Origin of the sequence: Amycolatopsis sp. NBC_00345 (assembly GCF_036116635.1) — a bacterium.
GTDB lineage: Bacteria > Actinomycetota > Actinomycetes > Mycobacteriales > Pseudonocardiaceae > Amycolatopsis.
In genome coordinates this window covers 2,368,688-2,391,663 of the sequence record NZ_CP107995.1, presented here as the reverse complement: position 1 = coordinate 2,391,663, position 22,976 = coordinate 2,368,688, and the positions used below count along the sequence as shown (strand labels likewise).

Sequence of the window (22,976 nt, the reverse complement as noted above, 5' to 3'; positions counted from 1 at the left end):
CCGGGGCGGGAGGCCGCCTCGGCCGCAGCGGCCTTGGCGGCCCGAAGGCCGGGACTTCGGCGGAAGCCACTGTGGAGGGTGCGGAGGGCCGGACCTCGGGGGAAGCCGCTTCGGTGGGTGTCGGGGGCCGGATCGCCGCCGCACGAGCCCGGCCGCCGGCCGCCTTCGTTCCCGCGGCCCCGCCCGGTGGCGGTCCGCCCGGTACCCGCGGCGCGCGGCGTTGAGCGCTCATCCTCGGGCCAGCCCGAGGTCGGCGTAGATCGCGTCGCAGATTCCGAGCACCCGCCGCTGGTGCTCGTCCTGCATCGTCTTGCCGTTGAGGTGCAGCGCCACGACGAGGTCGTGGTCCGGATCGGCGAACACGACCGTCGTCCACAGGCCGTAGTGCCCGAAGGTGCGCAGCGACGCCGACCGGCCGAAGGCGCAGCACCGCTCGCCCAGGTGCCGGGACTCGAGCCGGAAGCCGAGCGACCAGTCCGCGTTGCCGAGCTGGTCGGGTTCGAGGCCGACCCGGTGCCGTCCGGTGAGCGCGGCCACGGTCACCGGGCGCAGCACCCGGCCGGACCGGCCCTGCCCGCGTCGCACCAGCATTTCGAACAGCCGGCCCAGGTCCCGCATCGGCCCGCGGATGTTCAGCCCGGGAATCACGGTGGTGGCCGCGCCCTCGGTGCTGAACCACCACGTCGGCTGGGGCGGCAGGGCGCCGCCGGCCACGTAGATCAGGGGCAGCGTCGCGCCGGCCGCGTCGTACCCGGCGCCGTCGAACACCACCTTGCTGCGATCCATGCCGCACGGCCCGAGCACCTCGGTCTCCAGGTATTCGACGTAGGTCCGGCCGGTCAGCGCCTCGATCATCTCGGCGATCACGAACCAGCCCCACCAGGCGGCGTAGTTGATCCGCTCGCCGTTCGGGCCGTCCGGCACCGGCATCCGGGCCACCGCGCCGCGCCGCAGGTCCCACGGCGCGGACATGCAGCCGTGCAACGGATCGGCCCCCATCGGCACGGGCGAGGTGTGGGTGAGGATGTCGACGAGCCGCACCCGCTCCCGCCCGCCGCCGGAGTACCACGGCAGCACGTCCGCGACCGGCGCGTAGGGATCGAGCAGCTCCCGCTCCCAGAGCCGGCCCACCGCGACCGCGGAGACGGTCTTGGCGCAGCAGTACCAGATCGGGAGGGCGTCCGCCCGCATCGGCACGGCCGGCCGGGCACTGCCCAGCCCGGCGTCGATCACCGGCGTCCCACGATGCGACACGTACAACTGCACCCCTGGACTGGTCCGCAGGGTCTCGGCCCGCAGCAGCTCGACTGTCCGTGGCAGGCCCGCCGATGGCTCCGGCTCGCCGGCCGGTGGCAGCGGCACGTGCACCGGCAGCCCGGCGGACGGCTCGGCGACCACCCCGGCCGCCGCCCGCAGCCGGGCCACCGTCCCCGACGGGTCCTGGAGCAGCAAGCGGTCCAGGAAGAAGACGAACAGGAACACGCCGTGCATGCGCACCCGGCCGGTTTCGAACAACCGCACCCGGGCGCGGCCGTCGCCGAGCAGCAACGTCACCGCGTCGTCCCGGGTGAGCACCACGGTCAGGGCCGCCCGGTCCTGCCGGCCGGCGCGCGTGAAGCCGAGGCGGCCGGTGTCCAGATCCATCGCCATCAGCACCCGGCCGGGCGCTCCGGGCGCCGGATCCGTGATCTCCAGCAGCACCTTGACCGGGTCGGCGGCACCGCTGCCGAGGCAGCGGAACCCCTCGGTGGCCGCGGCCAGCCACGCGTCTTCGAGAACGGTGGCCCGGGTGGCCGGATCGGTGACGGTCATGGTCACCAGTCCGCCGACCGGGTCGCGGTGGTGACCCGCATGGTGCCCGTCGTGCGCAGCGAGCCGTCGCGCTCGGCCAGCTTGGCCAGTTCGGCGTTCACCGCGGCCTCGGCCGCGGGCAGCTCGGCGGACGGGATCGTCTCCCAGAACAGCCGCCCGGCGGTCGACCACAGCCACGTCCACCACTGGTCGGGGCCGGTGAACACGGTGGTCTGGTCGACCTCCGTGGTGGCCACGCCGGTGAAACCGGTGGCGGTGAGCAGCTCGTGCAACGCGTCGACCGACCCGAACGGGCTGCCGGCGGCCAGCTCGTGCGCCGACCGGCTGCGGCCGTAACCGCTGCTCGCCGAGAACACCGGCGCCCAGCGTGGATCGCTGCCGGCCCACCAGGACACGGCGAGCCGCCCCTCGGCCCGCAGCAGTTCGGCGAACCGGGCCACCGCGGCGGCGGGATCCGGCATCAGGAACAGCGCCATCCCGGACACCACGGCGTCGAACGTCCCGTCGAGCAGGAACGGGACGTTGAGCACCACGGTCTCCGCGTCGGCGACCGCGCAGCGGACCTGACGCAGGCCGTGCCGCCGCGCGGCCCGCTCGGCGCGCTCCACCATGCCCGCGGAGATGTCGATGCCCAGCACGTACCCGGTCGGCCCGACCGCCTGCGCCGCCGGGACCAGGCACGCACCGGCGCCGCACCCGGCGTCCAGCACGCTGTCCCCGGCGGACAGGCCGGCCAGGTCGACGAGCCGCTGGCCCATCGGCGTGAAATGGTCCACGCCGACGTCGTCGTAAGTGGCCGCGCACCGGTCGAAGACCTCCGCGAGCGGCGGCGCGGCCGGGGCCGGCGGGGCGCCCGGCCCGAGGGTGACCGTCCGGCCGCCGGCCGCCGACTCGTAGACCGCGAGCACAGCGGCCAGCGCGGACCGCCCGCCCGCCCCGCCGACCGGTGCCGGGCCCCCCGACTCGACCGCCGCGCAGAACTCCAGCAGCTGATCGCGAAACGGCTGGTAGGGCACGAAACTCCGGTCGCGCTCCAGATCCTCGGCGCTGACCTCGCCGACCCGGTCGGCCGCCTGGTTACCGGCCCCGTAGGCGCCGTACGGGTCGATCTCGGCTCCGGGCCGCGCCGCGTGGAAGTAGACCAGCTGGTCGTCGTCGATCACCAAGCTGCCCCGGTCGCCGTGCACGGCCAGCCGGGTGGTGCGACCGGGATAGGCCGCCGTCGTGGCCAGCAGCGTGCCCGGAACACCGTCGCCGAGCAGCACCCGCGCCGACACCACGTCCTCCACCTCGATGGTGTGGGCACGCGTCGCCGTGTGGGCGTTGACCTCGACGACCGGGCCGAGCAGCCACTGGGCCAGGTCGACCAGGTGGACTCCCTGGTTGATCAGGGCGCCGCCACCGTCCAGTTCGCGGGTGCCGCGCCAGCCGCCAGGCTGGTAGTAACGCTCCCCCCGCCACAACGGGATCTCCATCGACACGGACGTGATCCGGCCCAGTTCACCCGCGGCCAGCGCCTGCTTGGCCACCGTCGCCGCGCGGTCGAAACGGTGCTGGGACACCACATCCAGCACCGTGCCGCTACGTCCGGCCGCCGCGATGAGCCGATCGGCAGCGGCGAGCGTCACGTCGATCGGCTTCTCCACCAGCAGGTGCTTCCCCCGCGCCAGCACCCGCTCGCCCAGCTCGGCGTGCGTCCCGCTCGGCGTGCACAGGCACACCGCGTCCACATCGGACCGATCGAGCAGCTCGTCGACGGTGTTCGCCTCGCAGCCGGCCTGCCCGGCCAGTTCCTTGGCGCGCAACGGGTCCCGTGAGGCGACCGTGATCAGCTCGGCCTTGCCGCGCAGCGCCGGCTGCCCGGTCAGCAGGCGGGCGTGAAACCCGCCGACCGAGCCACACCCGATGATCCCGAACCCGAGCATGTCCCACCCCTCACTTGGCCGCGGTCAGCGCGTTGCCCAGGAAGTTGGGCAACGCGCGCAATGCCTTCTCCTGCGCGTCCAGATCGGCCGGATAGCGCGAGCGGTAGGTGCTGGTCACGGCCTCGACCTCCGGCCACGTGGTCGGCAGCCTGCCGCCGCCGTACTCGGCGGCGAGCTGGTCGTACAGCTTGGTTCCCGGCCGCAGGAACAGCTGGTTGAGCCCGAACCAGGCGGGCAGCTGCGCCGCCCAGTCGACGATGCGCCCGGAGATCGACGCCTCGTCGTCGGGCAGGCCCATGAGCAGGAACGCGAACGGCACGATCCCGGCGTCGCGGAGCTTGGCCACCGCGCCCTCGATCTGCTCCGCGCTGACCCGCTTGTGCACGCCGGTGCCGGCCACGCTGGGCGACTCGGCACCCAGCCACATGCCCCGGCACCCGGCCGCCGCCCACGCCCCGACATCGGAGCGCAGCACCACCTCGGCCCGGGTCTGCCCCAGCCAGGTCAGCCCCCGCCCGGTCAGGCGGGTGCACAGTTCCCCGTAGAACGACGGGTTGATGCCGAAGACGTAGTCGAGGAAGAACAGCGCGTCCAGGCCGGCGGACTGCTGCGCGTCGATCTCGGCCATCACCCGGTCGGTCGGGCGCATCCGCATCCGGGTGCCGAACGGCAGGTGGCAGAAGGTGCAGCCGTAGGTGCAGCCACGCGCGGCCAGGACCATCCCGCACGGGCCCGGCATCGGCAGGCCCTGGTCGATCACCTCGGAGGTGTACTGCGACATCGGGAAGAGGTCGAACGCCGGATGGGCCATCGTCTCCAGCGGAATCACCGGGTACGACGGCAGATCCGCCGCCGGCGCGAGCAGGTCGGCCGACCGGCCGCTCGGCAGCACCCGGCCGGAGACGGCCAGGTCACGCGCGGCGAACACGGCGGCCGAATCGGCCTCGCCCCGGGCCACCGTGTCCACCCCGAGCTCGTCCAGCGTCGCCCACGGCAGGTGGTTGACGTGCGGCCCCACCGCGACGAACCGCGCGCCGGGGTACCTGGTCCTGGCCTGCGTCACCGCGTCCCGGACCGGCCCGAGCTCCAGCGGGTAGCACTGGGCCCGGTCCGCGATCGCGGTGAACACGACCACGAGGTCCTGCGCGTCCGCCGGCGGCACCGTGGCGAACCGCGTGTCCCACACCGTCACTTCGTGCCCTTCGGCACGCAACTGGCCCGCCGCGTAGACGACGTCGAGCGGGACCTGGACGAAATACCGGTCGAAGTCGTTGGTGGGCACGAGAAGGCAAATCCGGCTCATCGTTGCTCCCTGGGAACGGCCATGCCAGGCATCAGGCAGGCTCCTGGACGGGGTGTGCGGCGGCGGCCGCCGCTACGGCTCGTTCGGCGAGTGCCTGCAGCCGGCGCATCGGTCGGGCGTCGAAGTCGTTGCGGCAGGCCGATAAGGTCACCAGCGCGCTCGCCAGCGCCGTGCCCATCGGGGAGTCGTTGACGATCCACCGGGACTGGTGGCCTCCGCGCCGCACCGACAACCGGTGCACGTTGCGGCCCAGCGACTGTCCCGCGGAGCCGGCCACCGGGTCGAACTCGACGGTGAACAGGGTGCCGGCCGCCTCGACCTGCAGCAGCCGCTGGCGGCCACCCGGGCCCACTCCGTGGTCCGACACCCACGCCGGCGGCGTCAGCCCGCCCGGCGCGGCCCCCACCACGGTGGAGAACATGTCGATCTCGCATCCGTCGCCCAGCCGCGTCGTCTCCCTGGCCGCGTTCGGGATCAGGTCTTCCTCCGCCCCGACACGCAGGTCGCAGCGGGCGACCGGGGTCGCGAGGTACTCGGCGAACTGCCCGGGCGCCAGCACGCCACGCAAGCACGCGATCATGTGCAGCCACTCGTAGCCGAACACGCCGAAAGCGCGGTCCACGAAGCGGCCCGTGGCGGCGTCGGCGCGCCGATCCTTCGCGAAGGACACCCGGACCGCGGACACCGGGGCCTCACCGGCGCTCTCCGCCCGTAGCCGCGACAGCACCTTCGGCGCGACGGCGTAGCGGTAGTGGTCCACCAGCACGAGCCGAGCCGAGGGATGAGCGGCCAGCAGCGCGGCGAACTCGTCCAGCTCACCCGGCCGGCACAGCGGTTTCTCCACGATCAGCCGGGCATCGGGGCACCGGCCCAAGATCATCCGGACCGTCGGCAGGTGGGTGTCGGTCGGGGTGCACACCGACCAGACGTCCACCTGGTGCGGCCGGGGCACCTGGTCCAGGGAAGGCCACAGCCGCGCCGGCGGATCCGCGACCGGCCCCGCTTCGACCACGCTGACCCGCGCGCCCCAGTCCCGCATCAGCGACTCGTGGAGGTGGCCGGCCACGCCGTAGCCGACCACGCAGACTTCGAGCCCGGCGGGCACCAGCGGCACGTCAGCCATCGATCGGCTCCCCGGTGGCCAGGTAGCGGGCGTAGTAGCGCTCGTACAACCCGGAGCGCCCGACGAGCTCGTCGACGATCGTCGTGTGCACGCCCGGCTCCAGCTCCTCGCAGCGCCGGCACATCTCTTCGGCCGCAAGGAGCGTCCCGGCGCGATAGAGGTCGTAACCGCGGTTGGGGATGCCTTCGTACTCGAACAGGTTGAGCGAGCGGCCGTCGCCCAGCAGCGTGACCTCCCGGTCGCCCGGCAGCCGGTAGCGGACGCCGATGCCGGGCAAGGCGACCTGCGGCAGGCCGTGCGGCTGGTCGGTGAACAGGCTGAAGTCCTTGGTCGCGAAACCGGCGAGGAACACGCCATCGGGCAGCAGCGGCAGCGTGTCCGCCGAGACCACGCAGTCACCGGTGCTGCTGGCGATGAGGAACGGGCGGTCCCGCTCCAGCGCCGCGGCCACGCTGCGGCAGGTCGCGAAGCCCTCCTCGGCCGCCCGGATCAGGGTGATGATGTCCGTGTCGACCACCGTCACCGAGCACCCCAGCGCCCTCAGCCCCAGCGCGAGCCTGCGGCCGAGGGTGCCGAAGCCGACACAGAGCACGGACCGGCCGATGACCTTCTGCCCGGCCAGCAGCACCCGGACGCGGCGCAGGCAGGAGTCCGCGATCTCGTTGTAGCCGATGGTCGCCTTCAACGCCGAACGCGCCATGTTGAACACCGGGATCGTCACCCCGCCGGGCAGGCCTTCGATGCGTTTCAACCCGCTGACGGTCAGCTCCAGCGCGGCGTCCACCGCTTCTCTCACCAGGTGGTTGCTGCCAAGGCCCTGGGCCAGCAGGCCGCCGTCGTCGACGACCAGAACCCGTCGTCCGGCCTGGTGGGCGCGGTGGATGAAGCGGTCCACGGCGGCGCCGCTGGAGCGCGCCTCGTCCATCTCCTCGACCGTGGCGGTCCGGTTGATGACGGAATTGTCCAGGACGCCGCTCGAGTAGCCGCGGCGCAGGAACGTCGCGTGCACCCGGTCCCGGTGCACCGTCTTGTCCCCCTTGGCCAGCGCGAAAATCCACTCCGGCGGCATTCCGCACCGTTCGACGGCTCGCAGGAACCCGACGCTGTTCTCCACGAAGTGGTCACGAAAGATCAATGCCCACCCGGCCAGCGGCGAGGCGTCCCGGATCACGCTTTCCAGCATCGGCATCGCGGCGGTGATGGAGTCCAGCTCGGCCTCGGTGTAGGCCGCCGCGCAGTGCCGCAGCCGCTCGGCGAAATCACGGGCCGTCACCGCGGCCGGCCCGCTGGACAGCAGCACGGCCCGGTTCCGGGTGACCGAGGGGAACACCGGGTCGAGCGTCGCCGACGGGTCCACCGGCGAAGCCGCGACATGCACCTCGAGGACCGTGCCGCGGCTGGCGATCACCAGCGATCCGTCGGTCGACAGCCGGTCGGTGAAAGAGCCGCCCGACATCTCGGTCACCGCGGTCGCGCATTCGACGACCGCCGCGTGGTCGAACGGGCCGGTGATGACGTCGTGGAAATACAGCGACGGTCTGACCGGGGCGGCGGAGTCAAAAGTGTTCGCTTCGGCAATCGGTAGGTCCAGCGTCATTGAGACTGCCTTTCTGGCGACACCTGTCAAATCCCGGGAATACACATAATCCCGTCAATACGAGAGTGATGCTAACCAGCGCGGAAGCCCGCCCGGTAGTCACGGCGGTTCGGGACTTGACAAGGTGCGAGAGTCCACGTTATTCGAGCTGACAGGCGTCGGACGTAAAGGAGTGGCGAAGTGGTTGAGGACGCCGGGACGCGACTGGTAGCGTGCAGGAAGGTAGCAGATAATTCGTCGGCAATAGACCAATCAGGTGACCTTATTGCGGTCTCTGTCACACATTTACCGTGACCTAATCCGGCATCCACACAATTGGGACTTCTGCGCGAATCGGGAATGGGGCCTGCTGTGCTCACTCGCTCTGTGGCGGTGATCGGGACCGGTTATGTCGGCCTGACCACCGGCGCCTGCCTTGCTTCCCTCGGCCACCAGGTGACCTGCGCGGATCGAGATCAGGCCAAGGTGGATCAGCTGCGCCGCGGCGAGGTGCCGATCCGCGAGCCGCGGCTACCCGAGCTGGTGACCGACGGCCTGGCTGCCGGCCGGCTGCGGTTCGTGGTCGACGCGGTGGACGCGGTGCGCGAGGCCGAGGTGGTCTACCTGTGCCTGCCGACACCGATGGGCGTGGGCGGGGTCGCGGACCTGTCCGAGGTGGAGGATGTGCTCGCCCGGATCAGGGACGCGCTGCCGGCGGGGTGCGTGGTCGTGAACAAGTCGACCGTGCCGGTGGGCACCGCGACGCGGACCAGGCAGCTGCTGGGCCGGGACGACCTCGCGGTGGTCAGCAATCCGGAGTTCCTGCGCGAGGGCAGCGCTGTACAGGACTTCATGAACCCGGACCGGATCGTGGTGGGCAGCGACCGGCCGGACTCGGCCGATCGGGTGGTCGCGCTGTACGCGGGACTGGGCGCGCCCGCGGTGCTGACCGACGTGGCCAGCGCGGAGCTGATGAAATACGCGGCGAACTGCTTCCTGGCGATGAAAGTGTCCTACGTCAACGCGATCGCGGAGCTGTGCGAGCGACTGGACGCGAACGTCCGGGACGTGACCGAGGGAATGGGTTACGACCCCCGGATCGGCCGGTCGTTCCTGTCGCCGGGACCGGGCTGGGGCGGGTCCTGCCTGCCCAAGGACGTGCACGCGCTGCTTCAGGCGTCGGACGAGGCGGACTTCGAGTTCCGCCTGCTTCGCGCCACCATCGACACGAACGAACGCCAGTTCCAGCGGATCGTGGGCAAGATCCGGCTGGCGGCGACCGGCAGCCGGCAGGGCTCACTGCGCAAGCTCCGCATCGGCCTGCTCGGCCTGACGTTCAAGGCCGGCACGGACGACCTGCGCGACTCCCCCGCACTGGTCGTGGCGGCACTGCTGCGCCAGGCCGGCGCGGACCTGCAGGGCTACGACCCGGCCGTCACCGCACCGGACCACCCCGGCCTGGCCGGCATCGCGCTGGCCGATGATCCGCTGCTCGCGGCGAAGGACGCGGACGTGCTGGTGGTGCTGACGGAGTGGCCGGAGTTCCGCGACCTGGACTGGGCGCGCCTGGCCGAGGTGGTGGCGAACCGGGTCGTGGTGGACGCCCGCAATCTGCTCGACCCCGGCACACTCAGCCGCGCGGGTTTCTCCTACCACAGCCTCGGGTCCGCCCCACGCCGGCCCGAGGCCGGCCCCCGGCGCCACCAGGGCCTTGACCTCGATGACCGCCGGTCGGGTTCGAGGCCCCTCGGCTGAAGCGCGAGGACCGATGTCCCGATGGGCGGAAACCGGACTCGCGCGTATTCGGAATGGGTTATACCAGTGGCGCTCTACTCCATTCCGGTATTCCGGCTGCCGATGACTATTGCCGATCCTTGCCACCGCTCAGCGTTAAGTAACCGCCTGTAGCATCGACCAGCAGGCCGACCCAGTCCCCGAACGGGTGACTTCATAGCTTCCCGCCGCAGCGTGGCCGGAATTTTCGGGCCGTACGAACCACATGTCTGATTCACATCCATGACATTCGAGGTGCGCGCCGAGATGGCGCCCCAGTTCCTCGAAGACCCGGTTATTGCCCGAACTTCTCTTTTATGCCATCAACCCGGCACGCCCGACGTAACCCGTGCAATAATGATCGAATGCGTCATGCTTAGGAGGTTCCGGAGTTGAGCGATTGTGACCAGTCTCAAACTGTGAAATACAGCCCTCGTGAAATGGAAGTACTCAGTCACCTCGCCGACGGTCTCACCTACGCGTCGATAGCGCGCAGAATGCGGATAAGCCTGCATACGGTAGATGAATATATTCGCCGGATCAAAAAGAAGTCCGGCTCATTGGACTATTATCGCCTGCGACTGCTCGCCATGCATATCGCAAAACCGAAACACACGTGACACACGCGTTGAAAAGCTGGCCGACAAGACCACGATCGCCGACGAGAAGGCGATCCGCCGAAACCGAGGTGCTGATGCTCGAGCGTGGTGCGTTCGACGGCGTGGACGCCGCCATGATGGTGCACCCGGCGGCCGTGGAAACGGCGGCGATGCCGAGCTGGCCGCGTTGAAGGAACGGGTAAGGCGGTGCTTCGAGGCCGGGGCTTTGGCCACCGGGTGCGAGCTGTCGATCACTTCGGCGGCGCCGGACTACGCGGACCTGCGGCCCGATCCCGCGCTGCTGACGCCCTACCGCGCGAACGCCGAGGCTCCCGGCCGGGTCTTCCCGGACCTCCCGCGCGGCCTCGACTGCGCTCCCGCGGTCAATCACCAGCCGGAGTTCACCGCGGCCTGCGTCACCGCGGCCGCCGACCGGGCGGCGGTGACAGCATGAAGGGCAGTGGGACCTCCGCAACTGCTCGCAGGTGGCCTGCCGGTGTCACGGCCGCACGGCCACCTGTGGCAGTCGGACCCGAAGATCGGCCAACGCTTCCAGACCGGTGGGGCAGTTCACGACCGACAGCTTCTTCAAGGAAGCCTGCCACCGCTCGACACCGGCGAACGAAAGCAGCTTGCCGCCGTCGATCCTTACTTCCTCGACCGATTCCACGAAATCGAGGGAGGTGAGGTCGGTCAGCTGCATGTCAAGAACGCTGAGGCTGTCCAGACGGAACGTCGTGCCGATCGTCCCCAACTTGTACTCCGGCCATTCCCTGAGCCTCAAGTCCGGCACCGGCGGCAGGAAACAGTAGCGGCTCGTGAGCGAATCGTCGTGACGGAAGTAGCGGAGCTCGAGCTGCTTCAGCGAGGTCATGTACCGAGCGGCAACCAGCTCGGGCTCGCCGTCCACGTACAGACTCGTCCAGGTCGACTTCGCCAGGACTGCCTCACCGTAGGCCTGCTCGTCGAACCGTGAGATGCAGTTGAGGAGCTCATCGAACACGCGAGGGCGCGGGTCGGAGGCAAATTTCGCGATCACCGGCAGCGCCTCCTCGAGACGCGTCCCGGCCAGTGCGTGGATGGTCGCAACGATCTCCTCGATCTTCTGCGGCTGGCACGCGGCAAGCAGATCGAGGACGAACTCGCCCGCCGACGCCACTTCCTCCGCCTGGTACATCGAAGCCGGTGGAAGCAGCCGTGCCGTCTTCACCTGGATTTCCCGGCGCAGGTCGCCGCTCAGCTCGGGCGCGGTTTCCAATGAGGCCAGCACGAGCAGGTGCAGATCGCCCCGTGCCAGCAGGCGGGTCAGCAGTTCCTCACGTTGCTTCTGAGACGCGTGCCCGACCGCCATGACCACGACCTCGTGCCACTGATCGAGGTGTGCCTGCTGCACGACCGTGCCCACGTCGTCGGTGTTCATCGCGTCCTGGGCCGCCAGGTACTCCTGGAACGTCCGGTGGACGAAGTCCACCCTGCCCTGCACCGGCTCGCGGAGCAGGCCCGAGCGTTCCAGCAGGTGCCGGAAGACGTCCTGGTTGCCCGCTTTGACCTGTGGCATGTGGTTGAGCCGCTGGGATACGCGGTAGAGCGCCCGCGGCGCTTCGACGTCGGTGTAGCCGTTGCGGATGAGCCAGTACGCGAGGTCCGCCAGTAACAAACTCTTCTCGGTGCGCCCCAGACCTTCGATCGGCACGATCTGGCGTTCGACGTCGCGCCGCTCCAGCAGCATCTGGAGCGCTACGTCGTAGAGCTCCATGCGGTTGCTCGGCAGGGTCGCGCGGCGATCCTGGTGCAGCGCGCACAGCAGGGCGCACAACAGCGGGTATCCCGCCAGCTTGCGCAGGTGTCCCCGGCTTTCCACCAGCTCGAGCAGCCGCGCCTCGTAATCGTCGAGCGCTTGGCGTGACTCGTCGTCGGCCCGCGTCGACCGCATGGCGTTGTGCCACCGGGCGACGAAGAGGCGGACGTCGTCGCGATTCATCGGCTGCAGGTCCAGTACGGCGAACCCGGTGTCCGCCAGCCACCGCGGGTGCGCGCCTGCTGGTCGGGACGTGACGATCACCCTGACCCGGGGGAACGCGCTGACGAGGTCGCGCAGCCACGTGCGGGCCTCGTCCCGGCGGCCCGCGACAAGCTCGTCCACCCCGTCGACCAGCAGTACCGCGCTGCCGTCCCGCAGTTTCTCCAGGACGTAGCCGGGCGGCATCGAGTCCGCGATGTACTTGCCGCCCTCGTCGAGGAACTGCGCCGGCCCGGGAAGGTCCCGGCCCGCGTACCGGCGCAGCGGGATGAAGAACGGCACCGTCCCCTTCCAGCTCGCCAACTGCTCCGGGAAGTCGCCCAGCGCGCTGCGCACGGCGACCCATTGCAACAGGGTCGTCTTGCCCAGACCGGCCTCGCCGCGGATGAACACCCGCTGCGCGCCCGCCAGCAGTTCCTCGACCCGTCGCACCGGACCATGTTCGCCGGTGGAGGCAGTGAGGCCGATGTAGGCGACCGAAAGCGGATAACGGCGGCTCGCGTCGGCCAGGGTCACGCCGAACATCTCGACGTGGTCAAGCTTGCGGGCCACCAGCTGGCGGTAGTCGTAGTCGAAGCCGGCGTCACGGTCACGCTGCGGCAGGCGGGCCAGCACTTCGCGGATGCCGTCGAGCATTTCGCGGTCTCGCTGCAACAGTTCGGTCAAGGCGTTCGCCGAGAACGCGGGCAGCCCGCGGGAGATCTCGATGACGTAGCCACAGCACTCGCGCAGGAGCAGGTCGTACAGCGCAGTCCCGTCCGCAGCCAGCAACGTGGTCCGGGACGGGACCCGGCGCCGGATCGAGCGATCGAGGTGACCGGCATCGAGGTCGGCCGCGAACAGGTCGGCATCGTCAAGGGAGGCCAAGTCGAACGTGTCGCGCACAGCCTCGACCGCAGCGAGCTTCTCGTGCTCCGGGAGTGACCGGAATTCCACGTCGAGGATGGGCTCGATCCGGTCGACCACCGCCTCCGCGAAGTCGTCCATGAGCCGCTTGAACCGGCGGCGGTCCCGCTCCTTCGTCAGCTGTCCGGACAGCTGATCGACCGCGGCGCCCCCGACCTCCGCGACGATCTTGTGCTCGCCGAGCCACAGTTTGGTCGCCGTCCGCACGGCGACGGCACCGAGCGCGATCAACGCGGTTTCGACGGGCATTGGCCCATCCAAGTCCATCAGTGCGGAACCGGACGCGCAACGAGCGCCGGATTGACCTGAACGTACCAAGACCAGCCGTTGCCCAGACTGCGATCTTGCCGGCGGGACCAATCGGTGGTCAGGGTCCCGGAGAGGCTCGAAGAAGGCTCAGCCACCAAGGCGCGAGCCGCGGGAACGCCCAGGCCGGGCGCTGGGCGTTAATCCCCCGCCGGCGAATGGATGACCAGCAAGTTCAACGACCGCTGCTGCAACTTCGAGGTCGGGAATGAACTGTGTCGCAGCCGCATCCGCGGCCCGCGCGTGTCGGCCGCCGGTACGGAACGTGGCAGAGGGGCAAAAATGGACAGCGCAAACGCCAGGACGAGGCCGAGGAAGCGCGGCAGCGGCCGGCGCGCCGGCTCCCCAGGACGGCGAGGTCCGGTACTCCAGGCTCGCGATCCTGCTGGAGCAGCTGACACAGCGAAACCCGATTTGACCCGCTCCGTACCTGCGCAGTGCCTTTGGCCGAAGGAGAGTAAGTGCGATTCGCGCTCATGACGCACGGCACCCGGGGCGATGTGCAGCCGCTGGTGGCGCTTGGTGCGGAACTCGCACGCCGCGGCAACACCGTCGAGCTCGCGGTACCGGCCGGCTCGGCGGCGCTCGCCGAACGCGCCGGTTTGCGGGCCATCGGGCTGCCGGGTGACTGGCAGCAGTTCCTGGAATCGCCGGCAACGGACAAGCAGTGGCTGTTCTCCGGCGACAATGCGGTACTGCTCGGCACCCTGCGGGAGATCATGGCCGAGCACGCGGCCGAGATCGCGAAGACACTGTGCGGCTTCAGCCAGGGCGCCGACGTCATCGTGTCCGGCGGGCTCACCGAGGACATCGCGACGGTGATCGCCGAGGCGCTTCGGGTGCCGCTCGCGCTGGTGCACACGTACCCGCTGCGGCCGACCGGGGCGGTGGCCAATCCGCTGGTCACACCGCGCTCGTCGCAGTTCTCCGAGGAGAACCTGCAGACACATGCCCGGTACGAACAAGAGAACTGGAAGGCCCGGCGCGACGGCATAAACCGGCTGCGCGCCACGCTCGGTCTCGCCGCGACGGATCTGCCCACCCCCGAGCGCGCTCGCGCGCTGGGGGCAGTGGAGGTGCAGTCCTACAGCGCCCATGTGATCCCCGGGCTGGGCTGGCCGCGCCGGCGGCCGGTCGTCGGGTGGATCGAGCCGAGCCAGTCCGACCGGGCGGCGTTCGGCGAGTCCGGAGTGGACAGTCCGTTGGCCAGCTGGCTCGACGAGGGCGAGGCGCCCGCGTATTTCGGGTTCGGCAGCATGCCGGTGCCCGATCCGGCCGCGATTGCCGGCCTGGTGGAACGGGTCTCACGTGACCTCGGGCTGCGGGCCGTGCTCAGCGCCGGCTGGGCCGGTCTGTCGGCGGCTGCTGTCGAAGACGGTGCCCGGGTCCGTGTTGTCGGCGCCGTCGACCACACCGCTCTGCTGCCACGGTGCCGTCTCGCCGTCCACCACGGCGGAGCGGGCACCACCGGGGCGGCCGTACGGGCCGGGCTGCCCACGATGATCTGCTCGATCATGATGGACCAGGCGATGTGGGGAGAACAGCTGCAACGCCTGGGTTCCGGCGTGCACGTGCCGTTCGCCGAGCTCGACGAGGACACCCTCCGGGCCGGTGTGGCGCGGCTGCTGGAGCCGAGCGTGGTGACACGGGCCAGGCAGCTGGGCGAGAACGTCCGCGCGGAGCCGGACGCGACCATCCGAGCGGCCGACGCCGTCACCGCATTGGCCGCCGCATCGGTGAGCTGAACCGAGCAGCTCCGACCTGGGTGGGCAGTCAGCGACTTTTTCCTGTGGTCGCCCAAGAAATGCCAGTCCGGGTGCGAATACAGAAAGGGAAACATGGCAGAGCGCGACCACCATCGTGAGGTCGTCATGCCCTGGCTGCTGGACGGCGTCGACGGCGAGGAGCTGCGGGCGCGGGCGGCGGCCTTGCTGGGACATGTGGCTGCTGACACCGAGCTCACCGGAGTGGATGTCGCCGCGGCTCTGATCCGCTGTGCACCGCGCGGCGAGCACAGGGCAGCCGTGCTGGCCTCGACGCGTGCGGAGTTCTTGGACGGGTTGCGCGCCCTCGCGGCCGGCACACGCGGCACCACGGGAACACCGAAGCTGACCTACGTGCGCCCCACCACATGGCGCTCGCCAACATCCCGTCCGGCCTTGCCGACTTCGCCGAAAGCGTCCTCCTGCGCAGAGCGGGCGACTGGAAGGAACCGTCGGGAAGCACATCGTGAGCAGGATCCGCGGGAACCCCTGGGCCACTTTGGTCGTGCTGTCCATGGGCTTCTTCCTGACCTTGCTGGACCTGACGATCGTCAACATCGCCATTCCCAGCATCACCGAGACGCTGCACAGCACCCTGCCGCAAGCGCTGTGGACGATGAACAGTTACATCATCGCGCTGACGGCCCTGCTGATCACCGCGGGCCGGCTCGGGGACATGCGCGGCCCACGCCGGATGTTCATCGCCGGCGTCGCGGTCTTCACCGTCGCGAGCCTGCTGTGCGGCATCGCGCCCACCAACGGCGTGCTGGTGGCGGCGCGCACGCTGCAAGGCGCAGGCGCGGCGCTGCTGATACCGCAGACCATGGCCTTGATCGTCGTGTCCTTTCCCTCCGCACGGCGGGGTACCGCACTCGGCGTCTGGGGCGCCATCGCCGGCATCGCCTCGGTGATCGGCCCGACCATCGGCGGCGTGCTGATCAGCACGCTCGGCTGGCGGTGGATCTTCTTCATGAACCTGCCGATCGGCGCGGTCGTCATCGTGGCCGCCTTCGCGATCATCCCGGACCTGCGCTCAGGAAGTGCACCGCGGCTCGACCTGCCGGGAGTGCTCATCTCGTCCGCGGCTCTGGTCTGCCTCGCCTTCGCCCTCACCAACGGGCAGGACTTCCACTGGAACCCACTGGTCTGGGCGGCGCTCGCGGCAGCCGTAGCACTCGGCGGCGTCTTTTTTCTCCACCAGCGCCGTCTTCAGGGCCGCGACCCGCTGATGCCGTTCGCGTTGTTCCGAAGCCGGAACTACACCCTCGTCAACGGAGTGGGCGCCGCGGAGACCGGCGGGATTTTCGTTCTTGTCCTGCTGATTTCGCTGTACTGCCAGTCCGTGCTCGGCGTCAGCGCGCTGAGCGCGGGCCTGATCCTGGTCCCCGCCTCGGTGATGGCCGTACTGCTCGCCCCGTTCTCCGGCCGGATGGCCGACCGCTTCGAGGCGAAGTACATCCTGCTGACCGGCATGCTCGTGCAGACGGCCGGCATCACGTGGATCGCGCTGCTCATGTCCGGCCGGCCCTCCTGGCTGGAGTTCCTCGCGCCGATGATGGTCGTCGGCATCGGCAACGGCTGCGTGGTCGCTCCCCTGGCGACTGTCGCGATGCTGGACGTCGACCCTGCCCTGGTGGGAGCCGCTTCCGGCGTTTTCGGCACCATCGGCAAGCTCGGCGGGCTGATCTGCACCGCGGCCGCCGGCGGGCTGGTGCAGAGCACGCAGGAGGCGACGGGCAGCGCGAGCACGGCTGTGCGGACCACCATGGTCCTGCCGATCGCGGTGATGGCCACCGGAGCGCTCATCTGCCTGCTGCTGCAACGCGACGTCATCGTGCCGAGAACGCAGCCGGTATCGGCGAATTAGAAGTCGAAAGTCACTGCGGCACCGGAAGTCGTCCGGCGCGGCCACGGTGGAGCCTTCCAGGTTTGGGCCGATCGTGTGGTGCTCGGCGTTTCCGCAGCGGATACCCACCACGCCGGAGCAGAGTGCGACCAGCGGATGCTCGTGCGAACTGGTGACCGGGGCCCTGTCCTGGCCGTAGCAGGAGGAGATCCTGATGAGAAAGCTCGTGGCTGTCGCGGTCGGGGTGCTGGCCATCGCCATGACTCCAGCGACGGCGCTGGCCGCACCGGGCCCGAAAGCACCGCCGGAATTCGTCGCGCTGAGTGACGTCGATCCGACGATCGTCCAGGAGATGCGGTACTTCACCCCGCACGACTTCGTCGGCGAGCGGATCGACGGCTACCGCCGGCCGATGTGCATCCTGACCCGGGACTCCGCCGAAGCACTGCACAAGGCCCAGATGTCCTTCCTGCGCAAGGGACTGACCCTCAAGGTGTACGACTGCTACCGGCCACAACGCGCCGTCGACCACTTCGTGCGATGGGCCGAGGATCTCTCCGACCAACGGATGAAAGCCGAGTTCTACCCACAGGTGGACAAGAACCGGCTCTTCGACGACGGCTACATCTCGGCAAAATCCGGGCACAGCCGAGGCAGCACCCTGGACGTGACCCTCACCCGGCTCCCCGCCATCCCGACCCGGCCCTACCACCCCGGTGAACCACTGAAACCGTGCTACGGCCCCCAGTCCGCACGGTTCCCGGACAACTCGATCGACATGGGCACCGGGTACGACTGCTTCGACACCCTCGCCCACACCCTCGACCCCAGAATCCACGGCCGGCAACTGAAGAACCGGCTACTGCTCAAAAACGGACTGGAACAGGCCGGGTTCACCAACCTCCCCGAAGAGTGGTGGCACTACACCCTCCAATCCGAAACCTTCCCCACCACCTACTTCGACTTCCCCATCACCCGAAAATCACTGACCGGCCGCTGCTGACCGGAACAGCCACACTCCCGCCTCCGCGACAAGTCGCGCTGGTCGCACTGCTGGTCGACGCATGCTGATCATCGCGCCGTGAGATGAGGCCGTAGCGTTCCAGTCGGCGACCCACACCGGCAACAGACCGGCAGTGGCCCCGGTGGCGATCGCCGATTCGCGGCTGATCGCTCCTGCGCCCCGTCCTGGCAAGAGATCCGAGGTAGTGGACCGAGCGCCCTGCTGAATACCGAGGCCGACGCCTGCCGCGCTCACGCCCGGCTGAGTGAGCGGCCTTCCGAGATCAGCTGCCCGGCGAGCGAGTCGATGGCCGAGGCGAACTGCCGCTGGTCGGTCTCGTTCCAGTCTTCGAGCTTCTCGAGCAGCCAGCCGCGCCAGGCGGTGATCAGCGTGGCGAACACCTCGGCGCCGGCCTCGGTGAACCGGTAGTGGCCGCCCTGCTCGGTGACGTAGCCCAGGTCGGCCAGCCGGCGCGCGGTCGGTTCGAAGATGCCGGCCGGGATCTTGTGCTCCTGACCGAGCTCGTCCATGGTCGCGTCGCCGTCTTCCCTGGCGTGGCGGTAGATCTGGCCGATCAGCCAGCCCTGCGCCATCGTGATGGTCAAGCCCGTCTTGGCGAAGATCTCGGGGGTCGGGTCGCCCTTCACGTCGTGGACGATGCGGGCGATCAGCGTTTCCAGCGTGCGTTCGGAGTCCCCGGACGCGGGCGGGGCGAAGCCCTCGCCGACCGCGTTGCCGCCGGCCACCGCGGCGCGTGACGTGTCGCGCAGCGGCACCTCGGGCATCAGCAGCGCGACGACCAGCGCGATCAGCCCGATCGGGGCCGCGATCAGGAACACCGACCGCACGGTGTCGCTGTAGGCGCCGATGACCGCGGCGCTGATCTCGGGCGGCAGGGTGTGCAGCAGCGCCGGCTCCTGCACCGCCCGTGGGTCCGTGCCGGGCGGCAGCGGATGCGCGGCCAGCGCGGCGGCGATGTTGCCGGGCAGCTTCGACGCGTACACCGTGCCGAACATGGCGACGCCGAACGAGCTGCCCATCGAGCGCAGGAAGCTCACGCCCGAGGTGGCCACGCCCAGGTCGGCGTAGTCCGAGGTGCTCTGCACGACGATGGTCGGGACCTGCATGATCAGCCCGATGCCGGCGCCGAGCACCAGCATGTAGACGCACACGACGAAGAAATTCGTGTCCACGCCCAGCCGGGAGAGCAGGAACAGGCCGACGGTCATGAGCACCGAGCCGATGATCGGGAACACCCGGTAGCGGCCGGTCTTGCCGATCGCGTTGCCGGACACCAGCGCGGTCCCCATCAGCCCGAAGACCAGCGGGAGCATCCACAGCCCGGACTCGGTCGCGGACACGCCCCGGACGTACTGCAGATAGGTGGGCAGGTAGGTGATCCCGCCCAGCATCGCGAAGCCGACCACGAAACTGAGCACACCGGAGACCGTGAACACCCGGCTGGAGAACAGTCTCATCGGCAGCATGGGCTCTTCGGCCCGCCGTTCCACGAACACGAACGCCACCAGCAGCACCACCGAGCCCACCGCCATGCCGATGATCACCGGCGAGCCCCAGGGGTACTGGCTGCCGCCCCAGCTCGTGACCAGCGTCAGGCCGGTCGCGGCCAGCGCGATCAGCGCGATGCCCGCGTAGTCGATCTTCGGCCGTCCCGAGACCGCGATCTTCGGCAACGCCACCGCGGCGACGATCAGGACCAGGATGCCGAGCGGGATGTTCACGTAGAACGTCCAGCGCCAGCCGAAATGGTCGACGAACAGCCCGCCGAGCAGCGGACCGGCCACTGTGGACACGCCGAAGACGGCGCCGACGATGCCCTGGAACTTGCCCCGCTCGCGCAGCGGGACGACGTCGGCGATCAGCGCGGTCGCGGTCACCATCAGGCCACCGCCGCCGAGCCCCTGCAGGGCGCGGAACGCGATGAGCATCTCGATCGAGTTCGACCAGCCCGCGAAGAACGAGCCGGCGAGGAACAGCACCACGCTGATCATGAAGGTGATCTTGCGGCCGAACAGGTCGCCGAACTTGCCGACCAGCACGGTCATGATGGTCTCGGCGAGCAGGTACGCGGTCACCACCCAGGACAGGTGGGTGCCGCCGCCGAGATCGCTGACGATCGTCGGCAGCGCGGTGGAGACGATCGTCTGGTCCAATGCGGACAGCAGCATCGCCAGCAGGATCGCGGCGAGGACCAGGGTGCGGCGGCCCGAGGTGAGGGTGGCCGGAGCGTTCATCGAGGTGTCCTCAGTGGATTTCGGGCTTCGGCGAGCCGAACGGCGTGACGAGCGGTTCGAGTATCTTCACCCAGGCTCGGTAACCGCGCCCGTTGAGATGCAGCCGGTCGCGGGTGAACCTCCGGTCGAGCGTGCTTTCCGGGGTCGCGAGCGCGGGCCAGAGGTCGACGTAGCGGATGTGCTCGGGCCGCTCGTCGACCAGCTGGACGTAACGGCGGTTGAGCGCTTGTACCTCTTCCCGGTAGGACTTGGCGCGCGGCATGACGCTCTGTACGAAAACGGGCGTGCCGGGTGCCCGCTCTTCGATGCCGTCGAGGATCGCCGCCACATTCCGCGCGATCTCTTCGTGCGGAATGAGGCCCATCAGGTCGTTCGTGCCGATGAGCAGGAACACCGCGGCGGGCTCGTCGATCGCCGTGTCGAGGCGGCTCAGCACGCCGGCCGTCCGCTCGCCGCCGATGCCGCGGTTGAGCACGGCGACGTCCGGGAACCACTCGTCCCACAGGCCGCCCTCGGTGATGCTGTCGCCGAGGAAGACGACCCGGCCGGGCGCGGCCTCGACCTCGGCGAACTGGGTCGCCCGGTGCTGCTGGGCGGGCGCGAGCATGCGGTTGACGATGGCGAGCAACGGCGGGATGAAGATGCGCCGTCGCCACGAGGGGACGGGCTGATCAGGGCGAGCAGAGGGCGTCATCGTCGATCCGTCTTTTCGTCGAAGAGGTCAGGAATCCGAGGTGTTTCGCGAACGGCCGGCCTCGCGAATGGCGTCGATGATGCGCAGGGTCGCGACGGTGTCGTCCGGGCTCATGATGTCACTTTCGGTCTCGCCTTGCGCGATTCGCTCCGCGATGTGGATGGCCTGATAGGCGAGCGGGCCGATTTCCGGTTCGGCGTCGACCAGTTCGACCGAAAAAGGATGGGCCGCGTCGCCGTCCAGGGTGTGGATTTCGAAACGGCGGGCCGCGTGGAAGAACGCCGGCACGTGGATGATCCCGGAAGTGCCGCTGAGCGAGGCCGAGCCGGGCAACATCTGCGTCATGGACGACTGCACGGTCGCGATTCTGTCACCGAAGGCCAGGCCGGCCGCGACGTCGAGGTCGGCGCCCTGCGCGGATTCCCGGATCACGGCTTCGGTCCGGGTCGGCGTGCCCAGGTAGTCCTGAAGCAGCTGGATTGGGTAAACGCCGATCTCCAGCAGGCTTCCGCCGCCCTTCACCGGGTCGAGCAGGAACTCGTCCCGCGCTCCCCCGAGCAACGAGAAGCCGAAGCTGGCCGACACGGCGCGGATCTCGCCGATCCGCCCTCCGTCGACCAGCGCCCGGATCTGTTTCCAGGCCGGCAGGAACCGGGTCCACATCGCTTCCATGATGAAGACGTTGTGCCGTTTCGCGGTCGCGAACATCGCCTCGGCCCCGGCTGCGTCGATCGCGAACGGCTTCTCGACGAGAATCGCCTTTCCCGCGGCGGCAATGACCTCGACCGCCGCGGCGTGCGCATGAACCGGCGAGCAGACGTACACGCCATCGATGTCCGGTGAGGCGGCGAGTTCCTCCAGCGAGCCGAAAGCAGTGCCGATGCCGTGTTCGCCGGCGAAAGCCTTGGCCCGGCCGAGATCACGCGAGGCGACCGCGACGATCTCCGCCGAGGGAGAAGACCTGATCGACCGGGCGAACTCCACGGCGATCGAAGCGGGACTGGAGATCCCCCAGCGGAATTTACGGTCGCTCATAACCGGGCCCTCTCGTGCGGATTCACGGGGAATCCCTCAGGTGGATTCGCGGACGACGAGCGTGACCACGTCGTTCACGTCAGGCAAGGGCTCGGCCTCGATGCCGAGCGTGGCGAGCACAGCGGGGGCGAACAGCTTGCCGAGCCGTTCGAAATCGACCTTCACCGTGGTCAGCGGCGGAAAGGCGACGCTGCCCGGGAACGTGTCGTCGGCGCCGATCACGGCGAGGTCCTCAGGACACCGCAGGCCGGCGTCGGCCGCGGCGCGGATCGTGGCCAAGGCGGTGTCGTCGTTGAAGGCGCAGACGGCGGTGATTCCGGCATCCGGCATCCGACGCACCTGGCTGACCGCACTCGGCCCGTCGTGGAAAGCGGCGACCCTCGGCTCCGGAAGGCCGAGCTCGGCCGCTGCCGTCACCACCGCCCGCCGGCGAGCCTCGACGACCGACATCTCCCCCTGCCCTTCGCGCTCGGCGATCGCGATCCGGCTGTGCCCGCGCTGACGAAGGTGCTCCAGGCGGATCCGCGCGGCCAGGTCCTCCACGGCGGTCAACTCCGTCTCCGAAACCTCGGCGACCAGGATGCCCGCGTTGTCGAACTCCGCCCGTTCCTCCGGGCTCAGCGGCCGCTTCGGCAGGACCAGCCGGGGCCGGATACGCAGTGCCGTCGAGAGCAGGGACTGCGGGACGGGCGCGTCGAGATGGACCGCCGTCACGAGCCCGTGCTCGGCCAGGACCCGGGTCAGCTCCGCCAGGACGTGCATGGCCTGCCCGTTCCACGACGAAGAACTCAGATCGAACAGGACGACCCGGCTCGACCCTTCCACCAGGGCCTTGGCCGAGAGGTTCGGCCGGTAGTTCAGCAGCCGGGCCGCGCGCAGGACGTTCTCCCGGGTCTTCGGGGCGATCGACTGCGGCGCGTTGTTCAGGACGAAGCTGACCGTGGCCCGGGAGACTCCGGCCAGGTGGGCGACGTCGGCACTGGTCGCCGCCTTCGACGCCCGGCCTTCGGCGCTCTCTCCCATGTTCCGACCCCCAC

16 protein-coding genes are annotated in these 22,976 nt (G+C 69.7%); 6 read left to right on the top strand and 10 right to left on the bottom strand.

Annotation, left to right across the window (positions count from 1 at the left end; genetic code table 11):
• Window positions 1–228: 228 nt before the first annotated feature.
• Genes OG943_RS10570 through OG943_RS10550 form a run of 5 tightly spaced genes read right to left on the bottom strand, consistent with a single transcriptional unit; the run spans window position 229 to window position 7,760 of the window.
• The gene (locus OG943_RS10570; RefSeq protein WP_328609544.1) at window positions 229–1,812 is read right to left on the bottom strand and encodes a serine hydrolase domain-containing protein; all 1,584 of its coding nucleotides are present in this window, start codon (window positions 1,810–1,812) and stop codon (window positions 229–231) included.
• Between the two features lie 2 nt (window positions 1,813–1,814).
• A complete protein-coding gene (locus tag OG943_RS10565) occupies window positions 1,815–3,737 on the bottom strand; it encodes a Gfo/Idh/MocA family protein (protein ID WP_328609543.1) in 1,923 nt (640 codons plus the stop codon).
• Window positions 3,738–3,747: 10 nt separating this feature from the next.
• Window positions 3,748–5,040 (bottom strand): B12-binding domain-containing radical SAM protein, encoded by a 1,293-nt coding sequence (locus OG943_RS10560; protein ID WP_328609542.1) that lies wholly within the window; start codon window positions 5,038–5,040, stop codon window positions 3,748–3,750.
• Between the two features lie 31 nt (window positions 5,041–5,071).
• Window positions 5,072–6,163, bottom strand: coding sequence for a Gfo/Idh/MocA family oxidoreductase (locus tag OG943_RS10555; protein ID WP_328609541.1), 1,092 nt, complete (start codon window positions 6,161–6,163; stop codon window positions 5,072–5,074).
• Window positions 6,156–7,760 (bottom strand): hypothetical protein, encoded by a 1,605-nt coding sequence (locus OG943_RS10550; RefSeq protein WP_328609540.1) that lies wholly within the window; start codon window positions 7,758–7,760, stop codon window positions 6,156–6,158. The genes OG943_RS10555 and OG943_RS10550 overlap by 8 nt, the downstream gene beginning before the upstream one ends.
• A gap of 351 nt (window positions 7,761–8,111) precedes the next feature.
• On the opposite strand from OG943_RS10550, the gene OG943_RS10545 reads away from it, so the two are divergent.
• The 3 genes from OG943_RS10545 (at window position 8,112) to OG943_RS10540 (ending at window position 10,565) form a co-directional block, all read left to right on the top strand.
• The gene (locus tag OG943_RS10545; protein ID WP_328609539.1) at window positions 8,112–9,494 is read left to right on the top strand and encodes a UDP-glucose dehydrogenase family protein; all 1,383 of its coding nucleotides are present in this window, start codon (window positions 8,112–8,114) and stop codon (window positions 9,492–9,494) included.
• A 458-nt stretch (window positions 9,495–9,952) separates the two neighbouring features.
• On the top strand, window positions 9,953–10,132 hold the full coding sequence (locus tag OG943_RS48310) for a LuxR C-terminal-related transcriptional regulator (protein WP_442874780.1): 180 nt from the start codon (window positions 9,953–9,955) through the stop codon (window positions 10,130–10,132).
• 166 nt (window positions 10,133–10,298) lie between these two features.
• Window positions 10,299–10,565 carry a hypothetical protein gene (locus OG943_RS10540; protein WP_328609538.1) on the top strand — a complete coding sequence of 89 codons (267 nt, stop codon included), beginning with the start codon at window positions 10,299–10,301 and terminating at the stop codon, window positions 10,563–10,565.
• 45 nt (window positions 10,566–10,610) lie between these two features.
• On the opposite strand, the gene OG943_RS10535 is transcribed toward OG943_RS10540, so the two are convergent.
• Window positions 10,611–13,286 (bottom strand): NACHT domain-containing protein, encoded by a 2,676-nt coding sequence (locus OG943_RS10535; protein ID WP_328609537.1) that lies wholly within the window; start codon window positions 13,284–13,286, stop codon window positions 10,611–10,613.
• A gap of 518 nt (window positions 13,287–13,804) precedes the next feature.
• Here OG943_RS10535 and OG943_RS10530 point away from each other — a divergent pair.
• The 3 genes from OG943_RS10530 (at window position 13,805) to OG943_RS10520 (ending at window position 17,955) form a co-directional block, all read left to right on the top strand.
• On the top strand, window positions 13,805–15,088 hold the full coding sequence (locus tag OG943_RS10530; RefSeq protein ID WP_328609536.1) for a glycosyltransferase: 1,284 nt from the start codon (window positions 13,805–13,807) through the stop codon (window positions 15,086–15,088).
• Between the two features lie 484 nt (window positions 15,089–15,572).
• The gene (locus OG943_RS10525) at window positions 15,573–16,973 is read left to right on the top strand and encodes a DHA2 family efflux MFS transporter permease subunit (protein WP_328609535.1); all 1,401 of its coding nucleotides are present in this window, start codon (window positions 15,573–15,575) and stop codon (window positions 16,971–16,973) included.
• Window positions 16,974–17,166: 193 nt separating this feature from the next.
• Entirely contained in the window at window positions 17,167–17,955 is a 789-nt protein-coding gene (locus OG943_RS10520) for a M15 family metallopeptidase (RefSeq protein WP_328609534.1), read from the top strand.
• A gap of 251 nt (window positions 17,956–18,206) precedes the next feature.
• On the opposite strand, the gene OG943_RS10515 is transcribed toward OG943_RS10520, so the two are convergent.
• From OG943_RS10515 to OG943_RS10500, 4 genes are all read right to left on the bottom strand, one after another.
• Window positions 18,207–20,210: an MDR family MFS transporter gene (locus tag OG943_RS10515; RefSeq protein WP_328609533.1), complete on the bottom strand. Its 2,004-nt coding sequence runs from the start codon at window positions 20,208–20,210 to the stop codon at window positions 18,207–18,209.
• A 10-nt stretch (window positions 20,211–20,220) separates the two neighbouring features.
• A complete protein-coding gene (locus OG943_RS10510; protein ID WP_328609532.1) occupies window positions 20,221–20,904 on the bottom strand; it encodes a GDSL-type esterase/lipase family protein in 684 nt (227 codons plus the stop codon).
• Between the two features lie 27 nt (window positions 20,905–20,931).
• The gene (locus tag OG943_RS10505) at window positions 20,932–21,888 is read right to left on the bottom strand and encodes a Gfo/Idh/MocA family protein (protein ID WP_328609531.1); all 957 of its coding nucleotides are present in this window, start codon (window positions 21,886–21,888) and stop codon (window positions 20,932–20,934) included.
• Window positions 21,889–21,975: 87 nt separating this feature from the next.
• On the bottom strand, window positions 21,976–22,962 hold the full coding sequence (locus OG943_RS10500; RefSeq protein WP_328609530.1) for a LacI family DNA-binding transcriptional regulator: 987 nt from the start codon (window positions 22,960–22,962) through the stop codon (window positions 21,976–21,978).
• Window positions 22,963–22,976: the final 14 nt, after the last annotated feature.

Bases quoted from the DNA above. Each gene is read 5' to 3' on its own strand.
- OG943_RS10515 (WP_328609533.1), bottom strand. From the start codon at position 20,210: ATGAACGCTCCGGCCACCCTCACCTCGGGCCGCCGCACCCTGGTCCTC.
- OG943_RS10570 (WP_328609544.1), bottom strand. From the start codon at position 1,812: ATGACCGTCACCGATCCGGCCACCCGGGCCACCGTTCTCGAAGACGCG.
- OG943_RS10500 (WP_328609530.1), bottom strand. From the start codon at position 22,962: ATGGGAGAGAGCGCCGAAGGCCGGGCGTCGAAGGCGGCGACCAGTGCC.
- OG943_RS10565 (WP_328609543.1), bottom strand. From the start codon at position 3,737: ATGCTCGGGTTCGGGATCATCGGGTGTGGCTCGGTCGGCGGGTTTCAC.
- OG943_RS10555 (WP_328609541.1), bottom strand. From the start codon at position 6,163: ATGGCTGACGTGCCGCTGGTGCCCGCCGGGCTCGAAGTCTGCGTGGTC.
- OG943_RS10535 (WP_328609537.1), bottom strand. From the start codon at position 13,286: ATGCCCGTCGAAACCGCGTTGATCGCGCTCGGTGCCGTCGCCGTGCGG.
- OG943_RS48310 (WP_442874780.1), top strand. From the start codon at position 9,953: ATGGAAGTACTCAGTCACCTCGCCGACGGTCTCACCTACGCGTCGATA.
- OG943_RS10510 (WP_328609532.1), bottom strand. From the start codon at position 20,904: ATGACGCCCTCTGCTCGCCCTGATCAGCCCGTCCCCTCGTGGCGACGG.
- OG943_RS10550 (WP_328609540.1), bottom strand. From the start codon at position 7,760: ATGACGCTGGACCTACCGATTGCCGAAGCGAACACTTTTGACTCCGCC.
- OG943_RS10520 (WP_328609534.1), top strand. From the start codon at position 17,167: ATGAGAAAGCTCGTGGCTGTCGCGGTCGGGGTGCTGGCCATCGCCATG.
- OG943_RS10560 (WP_328609542.1), bottom strand. From the start codon at position 5,040: ATGAGCCGGATTTGCCTTCTCGTGCCCACCAACGACTTCGACCGGTAT.